The organism is Micromonospora sp. CPCC 206061 (genome assembly GCF_036906915.1).
In the GTDB taxonomy this organism is placed as follows: domain Bacteria; phylum Actinomycetota; class Actinomycetes; order Mycobacteriales; family Micromonosporaceae; genus Phytohabitans.
Map to the genome: position 1 here is coordinate 34,794 of NZ_JBAKHX010000025.1, position 20,927 is coordinate 55,720.

General features: G+C 71.3%; 17 protein-coding genes and 1 pseudogene. 14 read left to right on the forward strand and 4 right to left on the reverse strand.

All coding sequences use genetic code 11. The features are described 5' to 3' along the window. The first annotated feature begins 502 nt into the window (after positions 1–502). Positions 503–1,597: a sensor histidine kinase gene (locus V6V89_RS18760; RefSeq protein ID WP_334620452.1), complete on the forward strand. Its 1,095-nt coding sequence runs from the start codon at positions 503–505 to the stop codon at positions 1,595–1,597. Next, positions 1,588–2,232, forward strand: a complete 645-nt coding sequence (locus tag V6V89_RS18765) for a response regulator transcription factor (RefSeq protein ID WP_334620453.1) — start codon at positions 1,588–1,590, stop codon at positions 2,230–2,232. Before V6V89_RS18760 ends, V6V89_RS18765 begins: the two co-directional genes overlap by 10 nt. Here V6V89_RS18765 and V6V89_RS18770 read toward each other — a convergent pair whose 3' ends face one another. Then, complete coding sequence (locus V6V89_RS18770) at positions 2,233–2,487, reverse strand: Smr/MutS family protein (protein WP_334620454.1); 255 nt, start codon at positions 2,485–2,487, stop codon at positions 2,233–2,235. A gap of 112 nt (positions 2,488–2,599) precedes the next feature. Here V6V89_RS18770 and V6V89_RS18775 point away from each other — a divergent pair, with 112 nt between their 5' ends. Further along, positions 2,600–4,819: a glycoside hydrolase family 9 protein gene (locus V6V89_RS18775; RefSeq protein ID WP_334620455.1), complete on the forward strand. Its 2,220-nt coding sequence runs from the start codon at positions 2,600–2,602 to the stop codon at positions 4,817–4,819. Between the two features lie 106 nt (positions 4,820–4,925). Here V6V89_RS18775 and V6V89_RS18780 read toward each other — a convergent pair whose 3' ends face one another. After that, complete coding sequence (locus V6V89_RS18780; protein WP_334620456.1) at positions 4,926–7,295, reverse strand: M28 family peptidase; 2,370 nt, start codon at positions 7,293–7,295, stop codon at positions 4,926–4,928. A gap of 89 nt (positions 7,296–7,384) precedes the next feature. On the opposite strand from V6V89_RS18780, the gene V6V89_RS18785 reads away from it, so the two are divergent. From V6V89_RS18785 to V6V89_RS18800, 4 genes are read left to right on the forward strand one after another with little or no spacing between them, the layout of a single operon-like run. Then, on the forward strand, positions 7,385–8,584 hold the full coding sequence (locus V6V89_RS18785; RefSeq protein WP_334620503.1) for a PP2C family protein-serine/threonine phosphatase: 1,200 nt from the start codon (positions 7,385–7,387) through the stop codon (positions 8,582–8,584). Continuing rightward, the gene (locus V6V89_RS18790; protein WP_334620457.1) at positions 8,581–10,206 is read left to right on the forward strand and encodes a sensor histidine kinase; all 1,626 of its coding nucleotides are present in this window, start codon (positions 8,581–8,583) and stop codon (positions 10,204–10,206) included. Before V6V89_RS18785 ends, V6V89_RS18790 begins: the two co-directional genes overlap by 4 nt. Beyond that, complete coding sequence (locus tag V6V89_RS18795; RefSeq protein ID WP_334620458.1) at positions 10,203–10,655, forward strand: response regulator; 453 nt, start codon at positions 10,203–10,205, stop codon at positions 10,653–10,655. The genes V6V89_RS18790 and V6V89_RS18795 overlap by 4 nt, the downstream gene beginning before the upstream one ends. Next, positions 10,648–11,451 (forward strand): inositol monophosphatase family protein, encoded by an 804-nt coding sequence (locus V6V89_RS18800; RefSeq protein ID WP_334620459.1) that lies wholly within the window; start codon positions 10,648–10,650, stop codon positions 11,449–11,451. The genes V6V89_RS18795 and V6V89_RS18800 overlap by 8 nt, the downstream gene beginning before the upstream one ends. Positions 11,452–11,525: 74 nt before the next feature. Here V6V89_RS18800 and V6V89_RS18805 read toward each other — a convergent pair. Beyond that, a pseudogene (locus tag V6V89_RS18805) lies at positions 11,526–11,741 on the reverse strand (helix-turn-helix domain-containing protein); the annotation flags it as partial. 101 nt (positions 11,742–11,842) lie between these two features. Between V6V89_RS18805 and V6V89_RS18810 the strand changes: the two are divergent. From V6V89_RS18810 to V6V89_RS18835, 6 genes are all read left to right on the forward strand, one after another. After that, positions 11,843–12,571 (forward strand): SDR family oxidoreductase, encoded by a 729-nt coding sequence (locus V6V89_RS18810; RefSeq protein WP_334620460.1) that lies wholly within the window; start codon positions 11,843–11,845, stop codon positions 12,569–12,571. A 22-nt stretch (positions 12,572–12,593) separates the two neighbouring features. Beyond that, positions 12,594–13,367, forward strand: coding sequence for an SDR family NAD(P)-dependent oxidoreductase (locus V6V89_RS18815; protein ID WP_334620461.1), 774 nt, complete (start codon positions 12,594–12,596; stop codon positions 13,365–13,367). 86 nt (positions 13,368–13,453) lie between these two features. Continuing rightward, on the forward strand, positions 13,454–14,443 hold the full coding sequence (locus V6V89_RS18820; RefSeq protein WP_334620462.1) for a coiled-coil domain-containing protein: 990 nt from the start codon (positions 13,454–13,456) through the stop codon (positions 14,441–14,443). Between the two features lie 24 nt (positions 14,444–14,467). Beyond that, positions 14,468–15,943: a fused MFS/spermidine synthase gene (locus tag V6V89_RS18825; protein ID WP_334620463.1), complete on the forward strand. Its 1,476-nt coding sequence runs from the start codon at positions 14,468–14,470 to the stop codon at positions 15,941–15,943. 43 nt (positions 15,944–15,986) lie between these two features. After that, positions 15,987–17,465, forward strand: a complete 1,479-nt coding sequence (locus V6V89_RS18830; protein WP_334620464.1) for a serine/threonine-protein kinase — start codon at positions 15,987–15,989, stop codon at positions 17,463–17,465. Between the two features lie 47 nt (positions 17,466–17,512). Continuing rightward, positions 17,513–17,719: a hypothetical protein gene (locus tag V6V89_RS18835; RefSeq protein ID WP_334620465.1), complete on the forward strand. Its 207-nt coding sequence runs from the start codon at positions 17,513–17,515 to the stop codon at positions 17,717–17,719. A gap of 4 nt (positions 17,720–17,723) precedes the next feature. On the opposite strand, the gene V6V89_RS18840 is transcribed toward V6V89_RS18835, so the two are convergent. After that, positions 17,724–18,674: a hypothetical protein gene (locus V6V89_RS18840; RefSeq protein WP_334620466.1), complete on the reverse strand. Its 951-nt coding sequence runs from the start codon at positions 18,672–18,674 to the stop codon at positions 17,724–17,726. Positions 18,675–18,833: 159 nt separating this feature from the next. On the opposite strand from V6V89_RS18840, the gene V6V89_RS18845 reads away from it, so the two are divergent. Next, positions 18,834–20,927 (forward strand): RecQ family ATP-dependent DNA helicase, encoded by a 2,094-nt coding sequence (locus tag V6V89_RS18845; RefSeq protein WP_334620467.1) that lies wholly within the window; start codon positions 18,834–18,836, stop codon positions 20,925–20,927.

Here is a 20,927-nt window from a genome sequence, read left to right on the forward strand (position 1 = left end):
CGAGGGACTTCTCTGTAGGAGATAGGCCTACTCGACAGTTCGTGGTGGGAATATCGCTACCGGTAAGCTGTAGAGAACTCAATACTATCAACTCTGTCAATGCAATACGTGACTGGCCAGGGGATACGTCGCCGCAGCCGCCTGAGCCCGGCACAAATACCAAATCAGATCTAGCTATTTCCCGTGCTAGTGATACTGTTCCCCGCTGGCGGTGATCTTTGGGGGCCGACGCCCACTGATCACGGAGGTATTCAGCAGTCTGGCCGCCATGTGCGGCTGGGGGGAGCGAATATGAGGTGGGTTCTGCGGTCCGCAGTTCTCGCAATACTTGGGACGGGCCTCGCCGTCGGCGCGGTCTCGGCTCCGGCGCAAGCCCATGAGGCAAAGCCGTCGTCCTACGCACACGTCAAGGTCTGCTACGAACCGTACGTGCACTTCGAGTAGTCCAGCGGTTTTCCCCAGGCCATGACCTGCGGAAAACCACAACGGTAGCCTCGCGACCATGTGGCAGGGCTGGGCACGGACTGGGCTGGGCGTCGCGTTGGGGGCGCTCAGTGCCGTGCTTGAGCTGGCCTACGTCGTGCTCGCTGGCTTCCTAGCGGCGGTTCCCGGAGCACGGCGGGCGGTCTACGGGGGCGCCCGCCGTCTTGCCGCGATGGAGCGGCGGCGGCTGGCCGCCTTTTACGGCGCCGAGAACGCGGCCGACTTCACCGGCGAGCGTGCCTATCGTTACCTGGCGGTCCGCTGGGCGGTCGGGCTGCTCGGCGGACTGCTCGTCCTGCTGTTCGTCTACGGGGTGGCGGTAGGAGCCGTCTGGGTCTGGCATTTTCTCATCGGGCGCAGCGCTCTGATCACCTTCGGCTCGCAGGTGGTGATTGGCATGGTGCTGCTCTTCATCAGTGTGCAGGGGTTCGTCGGGCTCGTCGCACTGGAGCGGAGGGTGGCGCGGCACTTCCTCGGGCCGAGTGAGCGGGAGCGACTGGAGCGGCGGATCACCGAGCTCGCCACGAGCCGTGCCGGGGTGGTGGAGGCGGTCGATGCCGAACGCCGCCGGATCGAACGCGACCTGCACGATGGAGTGCAGCAAAGGCTGGTCGCGCTCGGCATGCTGCTTGGGCGGGCTCGGCGCACCCAGGGCGACAGTGACCTGCTGCGACAGGCGCACGAGGAGGCGCGGCAGATCCTCGACGAGCTGCGCGACGTTGCCTGGCGGGCGTATCCGGCCGCGCTGGACCATCTCGGCCTGGACGAGGCGTTGCTGCGGGTCGCCGAGCGGGCCGGATTGCCGGTGCGGGTTCGTTACGAGCTGACTGAGCGGCCAGCTAGGCCGGTGGAGACGGCGGCCTACTTCGTGGTGTCGGAAGCGGTCACCAACGCGGCCAAGCATTCGCGGGCCAGCACGGTCATTGTGCGGGTGTCCACTGAGGAGGGCAGGGTGTTGGTGCGCGTGCGCGATGACGGTGTGGGCGGAGCTGATCCGGCCGGCGGTGGCCTGTCCGGGCTGGCGCGGCGGGTCGCCGCGCTCGACGGCCGGTTCGATGTGGACAGTCCGGTTGGTGGGCCGACGACCATCGTGGCGGAGCTGCCATGCGCGTGATGCTGGCCGAAGACTCGACGCTGCTTCGGGAGGGCCTGGTCCGGTTGCTCGCCGACGAGGGGCACGAGGTCGTCGCCGCCGTCGGCGACGGCGACGCGCTGCTCGCGGCTGTCGCCGCGGACCAGCCGGACGTCGTGGTCGTCGACGTGCGGATGCCGCCGACTCACACGGACGAAGGGCTGCGCGCCGCCATGGAGCTGCGTGGCCGGTGGCCGCGCGTCGGGGTCCTGGTGCTTTCCCAGTACGTCGAGAGGCGTTACGCGGTCGAGTTGCTCACCGCGCACACCGACGGTGTCGGGTACCTCTTGAAGGATCGTGTCGCGCAGGTGGGTGAGTTCCTCGAGGCGCTGGACCGGGTCGGGGCCGGCGGCACCGCGTTCGATCCGGAGGTGGTGCGGCAGCTGCTCGCCCGGACCACTCACACCGACCCGCTGAGCCGGCTGACACCCCGCGAGCGTGACGTGCTCGACCACATGGCGCAGGGGCACACCAACGCCACGATCGCCGAGCAGTTGCACGTCTCGCAGAGCGCGGTCGAGAAGCACGTCAACAGCATCTTCGACAAGCTCGACCTGTCGCACACGACGGGGTACAGCCGGCGGGTGCTCGCCGTGCTGAGGTATCTGGGCTCGTAGTCAGCGCCAGCGGAAGTGTATGAAGAGGCGGCCGAAGTTCTTGGAGTCCTTCTCGACGCGGTGGTACAGCGCCTTGATCTCCTTCTGGTCGAGGAACCGCAGCACCCGCTTCTTGAGCTGCCCGGATCCCTTACCCGGGATGATCTCGACGAGAGTGGCCTTCTTGGCGACCGCCTCGTCGATGATCCCCCGGAGCGCACGATCGATGTCGTGCCCCCGGTTGAAGATGTCATGCAAGTCCAGCTTGAGCTTCATCAGATCGGATGTTAGCTGGCCAGCCGGGGTGGCAGATCGATCCATTGACATGTTGGAAACGCGTTGAGAACATTCCAGGGTTGGGAGCGCTCCCACAACTGGAAGGAACGACGTGACAAAACGGACACGACGGCTCGCCGTCACGGTCGCGGCGGCGCTGGCCGCGACCGGGCTGACCGCCTCTACGGCGTACGCGGACGGGCCGGAGCAGATCGTCAACGGCACCTTCGACAACGGTCATGCCCCCTGGTGGGGCACGGCCAACATCACTCTCGACTCCAGCAGCGGGCAGCTCTGCGCTGACATTCCCGGCGGCACCGTCAACGCCTGGGACGCCATCGTGGGCATCAACGACATCCCGCTCGTCAGCGGCGAAACATACGCGTACAAGTTCTTCGCCACGGGCACGCCCGCGCGGGTGGCCAAGGCGCTCGTCCAGATCGGCGCCGACCCGTGGACACAGTATTTCGGCGCGACTCCCGAGTTCAGTCCGTCCGGCAACGACTATTCGTACACGTTCACCTCGCCGGTCGACCTCACCAACGGGCAGGTCGTCTTCCAGCTTGGCGGCAGCGCTGAGCCGTGGCGGTTCTGCCTCGACAACGTCTCGTTGGCCGGCGGTGCGGTCGCCGAACCGTACGTGCCGGACACCGGGCCGCGGGTGCGCGTCAACCAGGTCGGCTACGTGCCCGACGGGCCAAAGAACGCCACCCTCGTCACGGAGGCCACAACGGCCCTGCCGTGGCAGCTCAAGAACGCCGCCGGCGCCGTGGTCGCGAACGGTAAGACCGCGCCGCGCGGCGTCGACGCCTCGTCGGGCCAGAACGTACACACGATCACGTTCGACCGGTACACCAAGGCGGGCGCGGGCTACACGCTGGTCGCTGACGGCGAGACCAGCCGGCCGTTCGACATCGGCGCCGGGTACTGGGAGCAGTTGCGGCTCGACGCGCTCAAGTTCTACTACACCCAGCGCAGCGGGGTGGAGATCCTCGACAGCCTGCGGCCAGGGTACGGCCGGCCGGCCGGTCACGTCGGGGTCGCGCCCAACCAGGGTGACACGAGCGTGCCGTGCCAGCCGGGCGTCTGCGACTACACATTGGACGTCTCGGGTGGCTGGTACGACGCGGGTGACCATGGCAAGTACGTGGTCAACGGGGGCATCTCCGTAGCCCAGATGATGAGCGAGTACGAGCGGTCGCGGAAGCCGTGGAAGCTCAAGGACGGCACGCTGGCGATCCCGGAGAGCGGCAACAAGGTGCCGGACATCCTCGACGAGGCGCGGTGGGAGCAGGAGTTCCTGCTGAGCATGCAGGTGCCGGCGGGTGAGGCGCTGGCGGGGATGGCGCACCACAAGATCCACGATGAGACGTGGACGGGGCTGCCGCTGCTGCCGCACCTCGACGATCGCAAGCGCGAGCTGCACCCGCCGTCGACCGCGGCGACGCTGAACCTGGCGGCCACCGCGGCCCAGGCGGCGCGCGTGTTCAAGCGGTACGACCAGCAGTTCGCGGCGCGCAACCTGGCCGCCGCGAAGCGCGCGTGGGCCGCCGCCAAGGCGCACCCGGACGTGCTTGCCGACCCGGCCGACGCCACCGGCGGCGGCGCCTACTCCGACGCGGACGTCAGCGACGAGTTCTACTGGGCGGCCGCCGAGCTGTACATCACCACGGGCGCCAAGGAGTACAGGGACTTCATCCTGGCCTCACCGCACCACACCTCGGACGTGTGGCGGGAGCGTGGCTTCGACTGGGGCTCGACGGCGGCTCTGGGCCGGCTCGACCTCGCCACGCTGCCCAACAAGTTGCCGGACCGGGCGCGGGTGCGGGCGTCGGTGCTCGAAGGTGCCGAGCGGTACCTGGCGACGATCAAGGCACACCCGTACGGCATGCCGTACGCGCCGAGCGACAACCAGTTCGACTGGGGCTCCAACCAGCTCGTCATCAACAACCTGGTGGTCATCGCGACCGCGTACGACCTGAGCGGGCGGGCCAAGTACCGCGACGGCGTGCTGGAGGGGATGGACTACATCTTCGGCCGGAACGCGCTCAACATGTCGTACGTGACCGGGTACGGCGAGGTGGCGTCGAAGAACCAGCACAGCCGCTGGTACGCCCGGCAGCTCAATCCAGACCTGCCGAACCCGCCCAACGGGACGCTCGCCGGCGGGCCGAACTCGTGGATCCAGGACCCGTTGGCCCAGCAGAAGCTGCGGGGCTGCGTCGGCCAGTTCTGCTACATCGACGACATCGAGTCCTGGTCGACGAACGAGCTGACGATCAACTGGAACGCCCCGTTGGCCTGGATAGCGGCCTTCATCGCGGACCTGTAGACGCCGCCGCGATCAAGGGGAACCGCATCGATCAAGGGCAAACGCACGCGGAAAAGAGATCGAACCACGTGCGTTTGCCCTTGATCGGCGGGGAATGTGGTGGGTGTTAGAGGGTGACTGTCGTCGCTACCGCCACCAGGTCGGAGGTGTGGGTGCCGGCTACGCCTGTGCCGGGCGGGCGGGGGACGAAGTCGGGGAGGGACTCCAGGCCGTCGCTGCCGTCCATGACGCGGAAGCTCACCGGGCCGGCACGCTGGCGCAGGACCAGGTCGAGTTCGACGCCCTCCGGGGGTGGGGCGTGGAAGACGAGGCCGAAGGACCACCGTTCGCCCTCCCGGCCTACCGCCGCCGGCTGGCTCGCTACCCGGGCCGACACCACCGTCGCTGTGGCGGCGTCGACGTGGAGCGCCACCATCCGTGCCGGGCGCTGCGGTCGCAACCGGAGCCGCAGCGTCCGCTCGGTGCCAGCCGTCGTGGAGGAGAGCACCTCCAGCGCCGGCGGCGCCAGCGCCGCGGCCTGAGCGGGGCCGGCGCGCAGTGGGTCGGTGCCCAGGGCCGGGAAATCACCGTCCACAGTGGCAGTCGACGAGACGTAGCGCGCGGTCCAGTCCTGGACGGTCCGCTCCTCGCTCAACCAGCGGGCCTGCCCGGTGCCCGCGTCCAGCGCGTACATCAGGTGCGTTGGGATGGGGTGCGCGGTATCGAAGCGGTCGACACGCAGGCCCACGCCGGCCAGCACCAGCGCGGCCAGTGTCGCGGCGAGCGGCGGGTACATCGCGCGGCGGCGGGCGCGCGCCGCGGGCATCCCGAGCTGGCCACCGGCTTCCGGCCACAGTAGATCGAGTACCGGCAGGGCGGCGAGCCCGAGCAGGATGGCGAACAGTGCGGCGGCGCCGCCGGTGGCCATGCCGAGCGCGGGAAACAGCAGTGCGACCGTCGGCACCAGGATCAGGACGGCGACGGTGGAGCCGAGGGTCAGGAGCGGGACCGCGGCGCGGGGGAAGGCCAGCGCCGCCAGACCGGCCAGCGCGCCCGCGAGGCAGGGGAGTGTGGCGAGGTACGCCCCGCCGGGCGTGACCGCCGCCAGCGCGGCGCCTATGACGGCCAGCCAGCCAAGTCCCCCGATCGCCAGCGAGCCAGGGTCGAGGCGCCGGCGCAGAAGCGCGTACCAGATCGTCAGGACCGCGGCGGCGAGCGCGATGACCGCGAGCCTGAACCACAGTGGACGGTATGGGTCGAGCACCGCGGCGTAGCCAGGGCGCGCCGCGGTGATCGCGGCCCACAGCAGTTGGGCCGCGACCGGGCCGGCGGCGAGGGGGATGAGCGCGAGGCCGAAGCCGCCGGCCACGCGCGGCCAGGTGGTGCGGCCGCGGCGGCGCGCGAGCCAGGCGAGCGCGGCCACCGCCGCGAGCGCGAGCGCCGCGAGGGGCCAGGTCAGCCAGCCCGGGTACCGGACGAGCGCACCCGGCACCGGAAAGTACGTGGCGTCGCCGTCAGCGTCCAGGCCGGACAGGTCGGTGGCGGCGAACTCGCGGGCGAGCCCGAGCGCGTTGTCGCCGTGGTGCTGGAGGCTGGCGCGGTTCATGGCGGCGGGGGTGTCCAGCGGCGTGTGGTAGGTCGCACTGCCGTCGATGTAGGCGGAGTTGAGGCCGATGAACCCTTTGTCGAGGAACGCGGTGAAGTCGGTGTCGTTGGGCAGCAGGCGGTAGACCTCGACGGCGAACGAGGTGCCCACGGGGTGCGGAGCGGCTCGGCCGTAGACGCCGACGAGCGCGGCGTTGCGCCTGGATGTCTCGAACATGATCACAGGGCCGGTGCTGCCGCGCGCTTCCAGGTTGAGCACCACGCCGCCGCCGGCAGCGAGCGGGTGGCTGCCGGCGAAGGCGGCCGCGCCGCACAGGCACGCCTCCTCGGCGTCGGTGAGCACCAGCACCACATCGTTGCGCGGGCGCGGGCCGGCGGCCAGCGCCCGCGCCACCTCCAGGATCGTCGCGACCCCAGCGCCGTCGTCGTTGCCGCCCGGCCCGGTCTGCACCGAGTCGTAGTGCGCGACCAGGAAGACCCGTCCGGTCGGCGCGGCGCCCGGCAGTAGCGCCACGACGTTGCGCACCCGGGCGAAGGCGCTGCCGCCCTCGCCGCCGGAGATGTGCCCGGCCTCCAGGCCGACGGTGTCCTGGACCGACGTGTCGAGGCCGAGGCCGCGCAGCGTGCCGGTGATGTGGTCGCGGACCTGGTCGTTCGCGGCGCTGCCGGCGACGTGCGTGCGCGCGCCGACGGCACTCACATGGGTGAACGCGCGCTCGGCGCTGAACGTGTCCGCGGGCGCCCCGGCGGCGCGCGGTGAGGGCGGCTGGAGATCGAGCAAGGTGACGGCGCCGACCACCACTAGCGCGAGTAACGCGGCCGCGGCGAAGAGCGCGCGGCGGTGGGGGCGGGCGAGCGCCCGGTCGGCGTTTGGGAGCAGCGCGACGGCCATGGCGAACATCATGCTCGGCGGGTGGGTCGCACGCTCCCGGCGCTGTGTCCTAGCGTGTGCGCATGACTCGTGGCTCTCGGGTGTCCGCGATGCCGCCGTATCCGCACGGCGGCCGCGGTCCGAGCGGTCGTGTGCCCGCGGAGGAGCGCCTGCGGGTCCTGCTGGTCGAAGACGACGACGCGGACGCTTTTCTGGTCGGCGAACTGCTCGCCGAGGCCGATGCCCGGGTCGACCTGGTGGTCGCGAGCAGCCTCAACGAGGCCCGGCAGCGGATCGCAGGTGTCGACTGCGTGCTGCTCGACCTCGGGTTGCCCGACGCCCAGGGCCTCGACGGCCTGCGCCAGGTGCTGACCATGGCGGGGCCGGCGGCGGTGTGTGTGCTGACCGGCCGGCAGGACGAGCACGTCGGCATCGGCGCGGTGGCCGAGGGCGCCCAGGACTACCTGCTCAAGGGCCAGGTCGACGGCGTGCTGCTGGCGCGGGCCCTGCGGTACGCCGTCGAGCGGAAGCGTTCCGACGAGAACGCGCGGCGGCTGCGTGAGGTCGAGCTTCGCCAGGCCGAGTCGGCGCGACTGGAGCGCGGCCTCCTGCCGCAGCCGCTGATGACCACCGACCAGGTGCGGATGTACCCGTTCTATCGGCCGGGGCGGCACGCCGCCGTGATCGGCGGCGACTTCTACGACGTGGTGCAGACCGGCGAGCGGCTGCACCTCATCGTCGGTGACGTGTGCGGGCACGGCGCCGACGAGGCGGCCCTGGGCGTCGAGTTGCGGGTTGCCTGGCGGGCGCTGATCCTGGCCGGCGTGGCCGACGAGGCGGTGCTGCCGGCGCTGGAGCAGGTGCTCGTCAGCGAGCGGCGGGCCAGGGAGATCTTCGCCACCGTCGCCACGGTCTGTCTGGAACTCAGCGAGGGCCGGGCCACGGTGCGGCTGGCCGGTCATCCGCCGCCGCTGCTGCTCTCCGGTGGCAAGGTGGCGCCGGTGCCGGCGCCGCACGGGCTGCTGCTCGGCGTGCAGCCGCGCAAACCACCGGCGTTCGACCTCGCGTTCGACCGCGACGACTGGTCTCTGCTCATGTACACGGACGGGCTGATCGAGGGCCGGGTGGGGCGCGGCGAGGAGCGGCTCGACGTGCCCGGTCTCTGCGAGCTGCTCGGCGAGCCGGAGGCGGGCGAGGTGCCGCTGCCCTCCCTGCCGCAGTGGCTGGTCGGGCGGGCCGAGAGCGCCAACGGCGGCCCACTGGCCGATGACGTCGCCATGCTGCTGGTCACGAAGGGTGATGGCCGGTGAAGGAAAGGTGGACGCTGCGGCGCCGGGTCACCGTGCTCTGCGCGGTGGTCGGGGGGCTGCTCAGCCTCGTCGCCGTGCTGGCGGCGGGCACCGCGGCGGTGACGAGGTCGCAGGTCGACACGCTGGTCAACGTGGCGGCTGCGCTGCGCGCCGACTCCGAGGAACTGCTGACGAAGCTGGTGGAGCAGGAGTCGGCGGTACGCGGGTTCGCGGTATCGGGTGATCCGGCCGACCTTGTCCCGTATACCGACGGGCGGATGCGCGAGGGCGAGCTGCTCGACCACATGGCCGGGTTGGCGGCTGACCACGACCTCCTGGAGGTCCGGCTCCGCGAGGTGGGCGAGCGGACGGTGGAGTGGCGCCGCTCGGTCGCCGAGCCGGTGATCAACGCTGTGCGGATCCAGGGACCGGCGGCGGGTCAGGCGCTGCTTGGCAATGCCGCACGAGATGCGTTCGCCCCGGTCCGTGCCGCTGTCGCCGGGCTGGAGGGTGAGATCCAGGAGTTCCGGGAGGAGGCAGCCGCCCGGGCCAAGGACAGCAGCAACATCCTCGTGCTGCTGCTGATCGCCGCGGCGGTGATCGTTGTGGTGGCCGGCATCGCGCTGGTGGTCTCGCTGCGCCGGCTGGTGATCGGGCCGGTCACTGACCTTGCGGAGTCGGTGCGCCGCATCGCGCGTGGTGATTACCAACACACCATCGACACCGACGCCGCGCCCGAGCTGGCCCAGTTGGCGCGCGACATCGACGGCATGCGGCGCAAGATCGTCGCGGACCTGGGCGAGGTGCGCGAGGCCCGGGAGCGCGTGGAGTGGGTCAACAACCAGCTCCAGATCCAGGCCGAGGAGCTGCTGCGCTCCAACCGCGATCTGGAGCAGTTCGCATACGTGGCCTCGCACGACCTGCAGGAGCCGCTGCGCAAGGTGGCGAGCTTCTGCCAGCTGCTTCAACGGCGGTACGCGGGGCAGCTCGACGAGCGCGCCGACCAGTACATCGCGTTCGCGGTGGACGGTGCTCAGCGGATGCAGCGGCTGATCAACGACCTGCTGGCGTTCTCGCGGATCGGGCGGATGACGACCGGCTTCACCGAGATCGACCTGAACTCGACGATGTCGGATGTATCGGGGCAGCTCGACTCGGCACGGCGGTACGCCTCCGGTGAGATCACCTGGTCGGATCTGCCCACCGTGCAGGGCGAAGAGGCGCTGCTCACCACGCTGCTGGCCAACCTGGTGACGAACTCGCTCAAGTTCCGTCACGCCGACCGGCTGCCGCGGGTGCACATCTCCGCCCGGCGCGACGGCGACGACTGGGAGATCACCTGCCAGGACAACGGCATCGGAATCGAGGCCGAGTTCGCCGACAAGATCTTCGTCATCTTCCAGCGGCTGCACGCCAAGGACGCCTACCCGGGTACCGGGATAGGGTTGGCCATCGCGAAGAAGATCGTTGAGTATCACGGAGGGCGAATCTGGGTAGACCCGGAGGTGACGGAGGGAACCGCCATCCGATTTACACTTCCGGTGACCGTGGAGCAGTCCACCCAGACGATGCGGACCGACGCGGCAGAGCCACCCGACGGGACCCTAGAGCCAGCCGACAAGACCGAGGTGACGACAGCATGACCGAACCGACCGGCGAGACATCCGCGATCGAGGTGCTGCTGGTCGAAGACGACCCGGGCGACGTGCTCATGACGCAGGAGGCGTTCGAGGAGCACAAGCTGCGCAACCGGCTCACGGTCGTGTCGGACGGCGTCGAGGCGCTCGCCTACCTGCGCCGCGAGGGCCAGTACGCAGACGCGGTCACGCCCGACCTGATCCTGCTCGACCTCAACCTGCCCCGCAGGGACGGTCGCCAGGTGCTCGCCGAGATCAAGGAAGATGAGCAGCTCGGCAGGATCCCCGTTGTGGTGCTCACCACATCCCAGGCCGACGAAGACATCCTGCGTAGCTACCAGTTGCACGCCAACGCGTACGTGACGAAACCGGTCGACTTCGACCGGTTCATCGCTGTGGTCCGGCAGATCGACGAGTTCTTCGTCAGCGTGGTGAAGCTGCCGCCTCGTGGCTGACCTGATCGAGTCCGTCGGCACGCTGCTACGCGAGGTGGCTGCCACGGTCGTGCTGCCCATGTACCAGCACCTCGCCGAGGACGACGTGCAGGAGAAGGCGCCTGGCGAGCTGGTGACCGTCGCCGACCGGCGCGCCGAAGAGAGGATCGCGGCCGGCCTGATGGAGCTGCTGCCCGACTCGGCGGTGGTCGGCGAGGAGGGTGTCGCGGACGACCCCGTCGTGCTGGACCGGCTCCGCGAGCGCGGCCCGGTATGGCTGGTGGACCCGATCGACGGCACCGGCAACTTCGCGGGCGGGCGAGGGCCCTTCGCGATGATGGTGGCGCTGCTGCGCGGCGGGGCACCGGTGGCGGGCTGGATCTACCAGCCGCTGGAGGAGACGCTCGCCGTCGCCGAGCTTGGCTCCGGGGCGTACGTCGACGGGGTGCGCGCCACGCTGAACGGCGACGAGCTGGCGACGAGCGGACTGCGCGGCGCGGCGACGACCCGGTACCTCCCGGGGAACCTTCGCTCCTCCGTCCGGGAGGGCAGCTCCCGCATCTCCGAGCTGCTGCCCAGCCAGCACTGCGCCGGCCGCGAGTACGTCGACATCGTCACCGGGCGCCAGCACTTCGTGATGTTCTGGCGCACCCTGCCGTGGGACCACGCGCCGGGCGCCTTGATGGTCGAGGAGATCGGCGGAGTGGTGCGCCGGATCGACGGTGCGCCGTACGACCTCGCCGACGACCGCTATGGCCTGCTCGCCTGCGCCAGCGAGTCGGTATGGGACCAGGTGCAGGCGGTACTGCTCAGCTGACGGCCTCGCTCGTCCACTGCGTCCCCACCACGCTCAGCAGCTTCAACGCCTCCGCGGACGGGCTACCAGGCGCGGCGCTGTAGATCACGAAGCGCCTGCCGGGAGGGGTGGGGCCCGCGCCCCTGCTCCATCCGGGCGTAGTAGTCGACCGAGATGCCCGCCAGGCGGGCCACCTCTTCGCGGCGGAGGCCGGGCGTGCGACGGCGGGCACCAGCGGGGAGTCCGACATCGGCGGGGAGCACCCGGGCACGGCGGCTGCGCAGGAACTCGGCGAGCTGGCGGCGGTCCATGCGGCAATCCTCCGTCGCCGCGGGCGCCGTATCCAGGGACCGCGAGTCCGTGGTTGAGCCGGTCTCTGCTCAACGGGCCCGATCCACCGCACGGTGGGTGCATGAGCGAAGCGAAGGTCGCCCTCGTGACGGGGGCCAACAAGGGAATCGGATACGAGATCGCACGGGGTCTGGGCGCTGCGGGTGCGATGGTGCTGGTGGGAGCGCGGGACGCGGCCCGCGGGGCGGAAGCCGCGGAGAAGCTGGCCACCGAGGGGTACACGGCGGTGCCGCTGGAGCTGGACGTGACCGACCCGCTGTCGGTGTCCGCCGCCGCCGCGCGCGTCGAACGGGAGTACGGCCGGTTGGACATCCTGGTCAACAACGCCGGCATCCTCATCGAGCGCGGCCAGCGGCCCAGCCAGCTGCCGGTGGAGGCGCTCGCTCGCACGTTCGCCACCAACGTGTACGGAATCGTGGCGCTGACCAACGCGCTGCTCCCGCTGATCCGGCGTTCGGTGGCCGGCCGGATCGTCAACCTGTCGAGCGGGCTCGGCTCGCTCGCTCTGACCAGCGACCCTTCCAACGCCTACGCGCAGTTTCCGTTGCTGGCGTACAACGCGTCCAAGAGTGCCCTGAACTCGGTCACCGTCTCGTACGCGAACGAGTTGCGCGACACCGGCATCAAGGTGAACGCCGCCGATCCTGGGTACTGCGCCACCGATATGAACGGGCACGCCGGCCCGCGTACCCCGGCGCAGGGTGCGATCGCCGCCGTGCGGCTCGCCACGCTGCCCGACGACGGCCCGACCGCCGGCTTCTTCAGCGAGGACGGCACCGAACCCTGGTGATCTTGTCGGATAGGGTGGGGCCGTGTCGGCCTACCTTGACGGGCTCTTCTCACTCGATGGGCGCATCGCCCTCGTGACAGGCGGCAGCTCGGGCATCGGGCGGGCCATCGCGGAGGCGCTGGGCCGGGCCGGTGCCCGGGTCGTGCTGGTCGCGCGGCGGCCCGGGCCGCTGGACGCGACGGTCGCCGAACTGGCCGGGCACGGCGTTGAGGCCGCCGCAGTGCCCGCCGACCTCGCCGACCGCGTGGCGTTGAGGGCTGCGGCCGAGCGGGTAACCGGCGTGTACGGCGAGCCGGACATCCTGGTCAACTCGGCTGGCATCAACCTGCGTCCGCCGATGTCCGACCTGACGGAGAACGACTGGGACGCGACGATCACCGCCAACCTGGACGCGCCGTTCCTGCTCGGCCAGCGGTTCGGCCCCGCGATGGCCGCTCGCGGCTGGGGCCGGATCATCAACATCGTCTCGCAGCAGGCCGTGCGGGCGTACGGCAACAGCGGGGCGTACGGCGCGGCCAAGGCGGGGCTCGCCGGGCTCACCCGATCGCAGGCAGAGGCCTGGTCGCGGCACGGCGTGACCAGCAACGCGATCGCCCCCGGCGTCGTGCCCACGCCGCTGACCAGGGAGTTCTTCTCCGACCCCCAGCGGGTGGCCACCGCGGCGGCGCGCAGCATGGTCGGGCGCAACGGCGAGGTCGGGGACTTCGCGGGCATGGCGGTGTTCCTGGCGAGCACCTCCAGCGCCTACATCACCGGACAGACGCTCTTTGTCGACGGCGGGTTCTCCGTGACCTGACCGTTCGGATCTGGTAATGCAGGGCGGCCTTAAATCTGAGGCTGGAGTGACTCACGGGGCCGGTGTGTCCGGTACGCTGACGCACCGTGCTTCGTCCCCTAGCAGTGGCGCTGGCCGTCGTCGCGTCGGTCGCCTTCGGCGGCCAGGCGCTCGCGGCGCCCAACACCGACGACGAGGGTGGCACCAAGACGCTGCGCGCCGCGCTCGAAGCGGCCGCGAAGGGCCACGTCGAGGCCCAGGCCAAGCTCGACAACTCCAAGAAGCGCCAGCTCGAGCTCAGCGTCGAGCTGAAGCGCGTGGAGAGCCGGCTCGCCCAGGTCAGCGTCGAGGTGAGCGCGATCGCCGCCCAGTCGTACCGGATCGGCCGGCTCACCCCCATCTCCATGCTGCTCAACAGCGCCTCACCCGAAGACTTCCTGGAGCGTGCGGCCGCGCTGGAGCTGCTCGCCCAGCGTGACGGCGTGCAGATGCGCGAGCTCGCCGAGGCCCGGGAGTCGGTCACCCGCACCAAGGCGGCCATCGACAACGAGGTGCGCGAGCAGGAGAAGCAGGTCGCCATCATGGCGAAGAAGAAGAAAGACGCCGAGCGGGCGCTCGGCGCCTCAGGTGGCAACGCCACCGGCGGCTTCATCAACGCCAACTCGCCGCTGGCCAAGCCCGCGCCGAAAAACTCGGACGGCTCATGGCCCAAGGAGTCGTGCACGATCGACGACCCGACCACCAGCGGCTGCATAACCGCGCGCACCCTGCACGCGATGAACCAGGCCCGGGCCAACGGCTTCACCCGGTACCGGTCCTGCTACCGCGGCAGCGGTGGCGGTGAGCATCCCAAGGGCAAGGCGTGCGACTTCGCCGCCGCCACCAACGGGTTCGAAAACGTCAACGCCACCGGCGGCGACAAGGCGTACGGCGACAGGCTGGCCGCCTTCTACGTCAAGAACGCGAGCCGGCTCGGCGTCATGTACGTGATCTGGTACGCCCAGATCTGGATGCCCGGCACCGGCTGGCGGGCATACAGCGGCAGCGGCAGCCCGGCCGCTACGCACAAGAACCACGTGCACCTGTCAATGCTCTGACACACCCTGACTAGGCTCGCCCGGGTGGAGCCCCTGCCGTCCAAACTCGCCGCCGCCCTGGTCTTCCTCGCGAGCGGCGCCGTCCTGGTCCTCGAGACCGTCGCGTTGCGCCTCGTCGGGCCGTACATCGGGGTGACCTTGCAGGTCACCAGCTCGGTGATCGGCATGGCGCTGGGCGCGATCGCGTACGGGGCCTGGCTCGGCGGGTTCCTCGCTGACCGGTACGACCCGCGCAAGCTGATCCCGCCGGCGCTGGTGCTAGCGGGTATCGCCACCGCCGTGACGCTCCCGATCGTCCGGTACGCCGGCGAGGTGCTGCGCGGGGAGGCGGCCGGCGGCATCCTGCTTCTCACCGCGCTGGCCGTCTTCGTGCCGGCGGGGCTGCTCTCCGCGGTCACGCCGCTCGTGGTCAAGCTGCAGCTCGGCGACCTCGCCCGCACCGGCCGGGTGGTGGGCCGGCTGTCGAGCATCGGCACGCTGGGCGGCATCACGGCGACCCTGGCGACCGGGTTCGTCCTGGTGGCCGCCCTTTCCACGAGCGCGATCATCGTGAGCCTGGCGGTGGCGCTGGGCCTGTCCGGGATCGGCCTCTGGCTGTATCTGCGCCGCCGCGTGGCGATGCCGCTCACCCGCACCGGCGCCGCGCTCGCCGGGCTGGGGCTGCTGGGCGCCGGTCTGTCCACGGTGGCGCCGAACCCGTGCGACATCGAGACCGCGTACCACTGCGCGACGGTCACCTCCGACCCTGCCCGGGGCACCGGTCGCACCCTGATCCTCAACTCGGCCAACCACTCGTACGTCGACCTGGCCGACCCGCGTCACCTGGAGTTCGAGTACACCCAGTGGTTCGGGGCGGTGGCCGACGTCATGGCACCGGAAGGGCAGCGGCTGGACGCGCTGCACCTCGGCGGTGGCGGGTTCACGATGCCCCGGTACCTGACCGCCACCCGGCCGCGCACCGACAACGACGTGTACGAGATCGACGGCGGCCTGGTCGACCTGGCCCGCCGCGAGCTGGGCCTGCGCACCGGTCCCGACCTGACGGCCGTGGTCGGCGACGCCCGGGTACTGGTCACCGCCCGGCCGGAGGACAGCGCCGACCTGGTGGTCGGTGACGCGTTCGGGCACCTGGTGGTGCCGTGGCACCTGGCCACCCGCGAGATGGTCGTCGAGATCCAGCGCGTCCTGCGGCCGCAGGGGATCTATACCCAAAATGTGATCGACTATCCGCCGCTGCGCTTCATCCGCGCCGAGATGGCCACCGTGGCGGACGTGTTTCCGCACGTGCTTCTCATCGGCGAGCCCGCCGCGCTGGCCGGCGAGACGGGCGCCAACTTCGTGATCGTCGCGTCCGACGCGCCGCTGCCGCTCGACGCGTTGCGCGCTCGGGTGGGCCCCGGCATCACGGTGCTCGAGGGCGACGAACTGGCCGACCTCGTGGGGAGCGCTCCCGTGCTCACCGACGAGTACGCGCCGGTCGACCAGCTGCTCGCGCGCTGAATCGGCTGGTGTAGGCCCCGCCGTTGGTGGGCACTCGAAGGTCATGACACTCCTTGGCGGGCGGTACCGCCTGGTGGAGCAGCTGGGCGTCGGCGGAATGTCGGTCGTGTGGCGCGGCTTCGACGAGGTGCTCGGGCGCCAGGTGGCGGTCAAGGTGCTCGACGGGAAACTCGCGTCAGACCCGGCGTTCCGGCGGCGCATCCGGATCGAGGCGAGAGCGGCCGCGCGGCTCTGCCACCCGCACATCACCAACGTGTACGACTACGGCCAGTCGGACGATACGCCGTACGTCGTCATGGAGCTCGTCGACGGCGAGCCGCTGGCCGACGTGCTCGCCCGCGACGGTGTACTGCCCTGGCAGACGGCGGTGACGGTCTGCGGCGAGGTCGCGTCCGCGCTGGCGGCGGCGCACCAGCGCGGCATCGTGCACCGCGACGTGAAGCCGGCCAACGTCATGCTCACCGAGGCCGGTGCGAAGGTGGTCGATTTCGGGCTGTCCGCGCTCATCGGCGAGAGCGACGTCGGGCCAGACGGGAACCTGCTCGGCACGCCCGCCTACCTCGCGCCGGAACGGCTCGACGGCGGCGCGGTCTCGCCGGCCGCCGACGTGTACGGCCTCGGCCTGCTCCTCTACCGCGCGCTGACCGGTCAGCGCCCCTGGCACGTGGCCTCGATGACCGACATGCTGCGCGCGCACCGGTACGCCGAGCCGATTCCGCTGCCACCGGTCGACGGGCTGCCGGCGGAGGTGGCGGAGCTGTGCGAGCGCTGCCTCGCCAAGGATCCCGACGAGCGGCCCACCAGCGCCGAGGTGGCCGACGCGCTGGCCGTGAACACGGCGCGACCGCACCTTGACGACACGGCGATCCTTCCCCTGCCGGCCGACCCGACCGACCTGATACCGGCTAAGGCGGGGGGATTTCGCCGGCGGGCGCAGGCCGCGCTCGTCGGCGCGGTGCTGATGGCCGCGACCGGACTGCTGTGGGCGAACGCGGCCCGGTCTCCTGGCAGCGGCCCGGGCGGCGCGGGCGGCGCGGCCGCGGCGGCGGCCCCCACGCCTCCCAGCGTGTCGCCCGCTGGGGCGCCCGCGTGCCGGGTCCGCTACGCCGTCCGGCAGGACTCGGGCAGCACGTTCCAAGCCGACGTGACCGTCACGAACGCTGGGCGCGAGCCGGTGGCCGGCTGGCGGCTGACGTTCGCGTTCCCCGGCGACCAGGAGGTCGCCGAGTCGGCGCAGGTGGTGCAGGCCGGGCGGCGGGTGTCGGCGCGCGGCGACACCATCCCCGCGGGCGGGTCGGCGACGCTGGGGCTCACCGGCAGGTACGCCGAGGCCAACCCGGCGCCGGTCGGGTTCATGCTGGACGGCCAGGCGTGCGAGACGTCGGTGGCCGACCTGAGCGCGCCGCCCCCGACGGCGGCCTCCGCCACGGGCGAGAAGGACAACTCCGGCAGCGGCAGCGGCAAGAGCAACGGCAACAAGGACAAGGGCAACAAGGGCAAAGGCGACAAGGGCAAGGGCTGATCGCTACGTCGCGGCCGTGGTGCCGACGCTCCAAGAGGTGATCGACCTTGCGAAGTCGGAGAGCCGGCGGCTCGGCCGCACGCGTGGACGTTCCGGCGGAAAACCAGTTCACGGCGGCGCCGTTCCGGATCGGCACCGACCCGAACGCGCGCGGTGCCAACACGGCTGAGTACGCGCTGTTCTTCGGCCTGGGCCTGGACGGCGTCTTCGCCGACCACCCCGACACCGCGGTGGCCGCCCGCGCCGGCCGCTAGGGCCTCACGCGGAGGGGGCGCTCCACACGGCCACCGTCGGGCCCTCCGGGTCCACGGGCGCGCCCGGCATCCGCCGGCGGTACCACCAGCCGAGCGCCCCCACCGCGAGTACGCCGACCGCCGAGAGTGCCAGTCCCACGCCGATCATCGGTGCGGACGGACCGTCGGTGAGCTGGCCGCTCTGGCTCAGCGCTGGCGGCTCTGTCGCCGCGGGCTCGCCCCCGGACGGACCCTGGGACTCCTCGTACGCGGGCGCCCCGGTCGTCGCGGCGGGTTCCGGCGACTCCGAAGCTTCCGCCGATTCCCGTGACTTCGGAGTGGACGGTGCCTGGGTCGGCTCCGCCTCCGACTCCTCGGACTCGGAGGGCGGCGCGGGCGCCGGTTCCTCCGCATCATCGTTTGGGGGCAGGGCCACGGCGCCCGCCACGATGACCGCCTTCGTGGCGCTGCCGAGCGGCTTGCCGGCGGGTGTACGCACGACGACGTCGAGCCGGGCCTCGCCGGTCGGTGTGTCGTCGGCGAACGCGACTCGGTACCGGGCGGTGGCCTTGGCGTCGCCGCACATCAGGGTTGCGTCGGCGAGCGAGTCGATCGCGTTGACGGTGCCATCAGTCGAAGTCTCGACGAGCCTCAGCGGCAGACCGGCGGTCACGCGCTCCACGCGTACGTGACGAGGACGCAGCCCGTCCAGTGTTACGGAGATGGTGCGGCGGGTCGGGTCGCAGGCCTTGCCGGTGCGGGTCACCTTGACGTCCAGCGTGACCGGTGTGCCGCCGCCGGACACCGTGGCGCCCGACGCGTCGGCCTCCACCTCGCAGCACTTCGCCGCGCTGGCCTTCGCCTCCTGCTTCTCGCCGTTGCCGTTGTTCGCGGCCAGCGTCGGCACTGTCAGCGCCAACCCGGCCAAGCCAGCGGCCACGGCGCCGAAGCGCGCCAAACTCCGCGGTCCTGACATGTCACCCCCCACACGTGTGGACCCAAACCTATGCGGACCAGGAGCGTCCGTTAAGGCCGCTTTCTCGCATGTTTTGCTGATCAACGACTCAGTTAACCCGGACCGTCGTGAACCGGGCACGAACGGTGATCTTCGCCGGTGACCTGGTAGGAAGGGGCGATGCGGGAAGAGGCGGAAGCGGTACTGCGACGGCTGGCCGGCGAGCGTGCCCGGCTCCGTGACGACCAGTGGCGGGCCATCGAGGCGCTGGTGGCCGACCGTCGCCGGGTGCTGTGCGTGCAGCGCACGGGCTGGGGAAAGTCCGCGGTGTACTTCGTCGCGACGGCTCTGCTGCGAGCTCGGGAGACCACCGGGCCCACCGTGATCGTGTCGCCGCTGCTCGCCCTCATGCGTAACCAGGTCGAGGCGGCCGCCCGCGCGGGTATCCACGCCCGCACGATCAACTCCGCCAACCTCGACGAGTGGGACGAGATCACCGAGCAGATCCACGCCGGTGCGGTCGACGTGCTACTCATCAGCCCCGAGCGACTCAACAATCCCGACTTCCGCGACACCGTCCTGCCCCGGCTCGCCGCCACGACCGGCCTGCTCGTGGTCGACGAGGCGCACTGCGTCTCCGACTGGGGTCACGACTTCCGGCCTGACTACCGCCGGCTGCGCACCTTCCTCGCCGGGCTGCCCGAGCGCACGCCGGTGCTGGCCACCACCGCGACGGCCAACGCCCGGGTCACCGCCGACGTGGCCGACCAGCTCGGCGACGCGCTCGTGCTGCGCGGAGCGCTCGACCGTGACTCGCTGCGGCTGGCCGTGCTCGACCTGCCGACGCCGGCCCACCGGCTGGCCTGGCTGGCCGACCACCTGGACAGGCTGGCCGGCTCGGGCATCGTGTACACGCTGACGGTGGCGGCTGCTGGCGAGACCGCCGAGTTCCTTCGGTCCCGGGGCTACGCGGTCGCCTCGTACAGCGGGCAGTCCGACGACACCGACCGCCGGGCCGCCGAGCAGGACCTGCTCGACAACAAGATCAAGGCGCTGATCGCGACGTCGGCGCTCGGCATGGGTTTCGACAAGCCCGACCTCGGCTTCGTCGTGCACCTCGGTGCGCCGCCCTCGCCGATCGCGTACTACCAGCAGGTGGGCCGCGCCGGCCGCGGCGTCGACCAGGCGGAGGTCCTGCTGTTGCCGGGCCCGGAAGACGCGGCCATCTGGCGGTACTTCGCCTCGCTCGCGTTTCCGCCCGAGGAGCAGGTGCGCTCGGTGCTAGGCGCCCTGTCCACCGAGCGTCCATTGTCGACTCCGGCGCTGGAGCCGATCGTCGACCTGCGGCGCACGCGGCTGGAGCTGATGCTCAAGGTGCTCGACGTCGACGGCGCGGTGCGCCGGGTGCGCGGCGGCTGGCTCGCTACGGGCCAGCCGTGGGAGTACGACGCCGCGCGGCTGCGGCGGGTCGCCGAGGCGCGTACGGCCGAGCAGCAGGCCATGCGCGAGTACACCGCGACGGCCGGCTGCCGGATGGAGTACCTGCGCAGGTGCCTCGACGATCCGGGTGCGGTGCCCTGTGGCCGCTGTGACCGCTGCGCCGGCCCGCGCTTCGACACCGAGGTGTCACACCCCGCGCTGTCGGCCGCGCAGGCGTTTCTGGGCCGGCCGGGCGTCGAGGTCACGCCGAAGAAGATGTGGCCGACCGGCCTGGAGGCGGTCGGCGTGCCGCTGCGGGGAAAGATCGCACCGGGCGAGCAGGCCGCTTCCGGCCGCGCGGTGGGGCGCCTATCCGACCTCGGCTGGGGCTCGCGCCTGCGAGGGCTGGTCGGCCCGGACTCGCCCGACGCTCCGCTGCCCGACGACGTGGCCGGTGCGGTCATCGAGGTGCTCAAGGCGTGGGCGCGCGGCGACGACCCGTGGCCGGCCCGGCCGGTGGGGATCGTCGCCGTGGATTCCCGGCGGCACAGCCAGCTCGTGCGCGGTCTCGCCGAACGCGTCGCCGCGGTCGGTCGGCTGCCGCTGCTTGGGGCGGTGCGGCGGGTCGGCGGCGGCGCGGGGCCGCGGGGCAACAGCGCCCAGCGGGTACTCGCGCTCCACGCCGCGTTCGAGGTGCCGCCGCCACTCGCCGAGCAACTGGCCATATTGGACGGTCCAGTGCTGCTCGTTGACGACCTGGTCGACTCCGGCTGGACGATGACGATGGTGGCGCGCCTGCTGCGCCAGGCCGGTGCCCCGGTCGTGCTGCCCCTCGCTCTGGCGATCGCCGGTTGA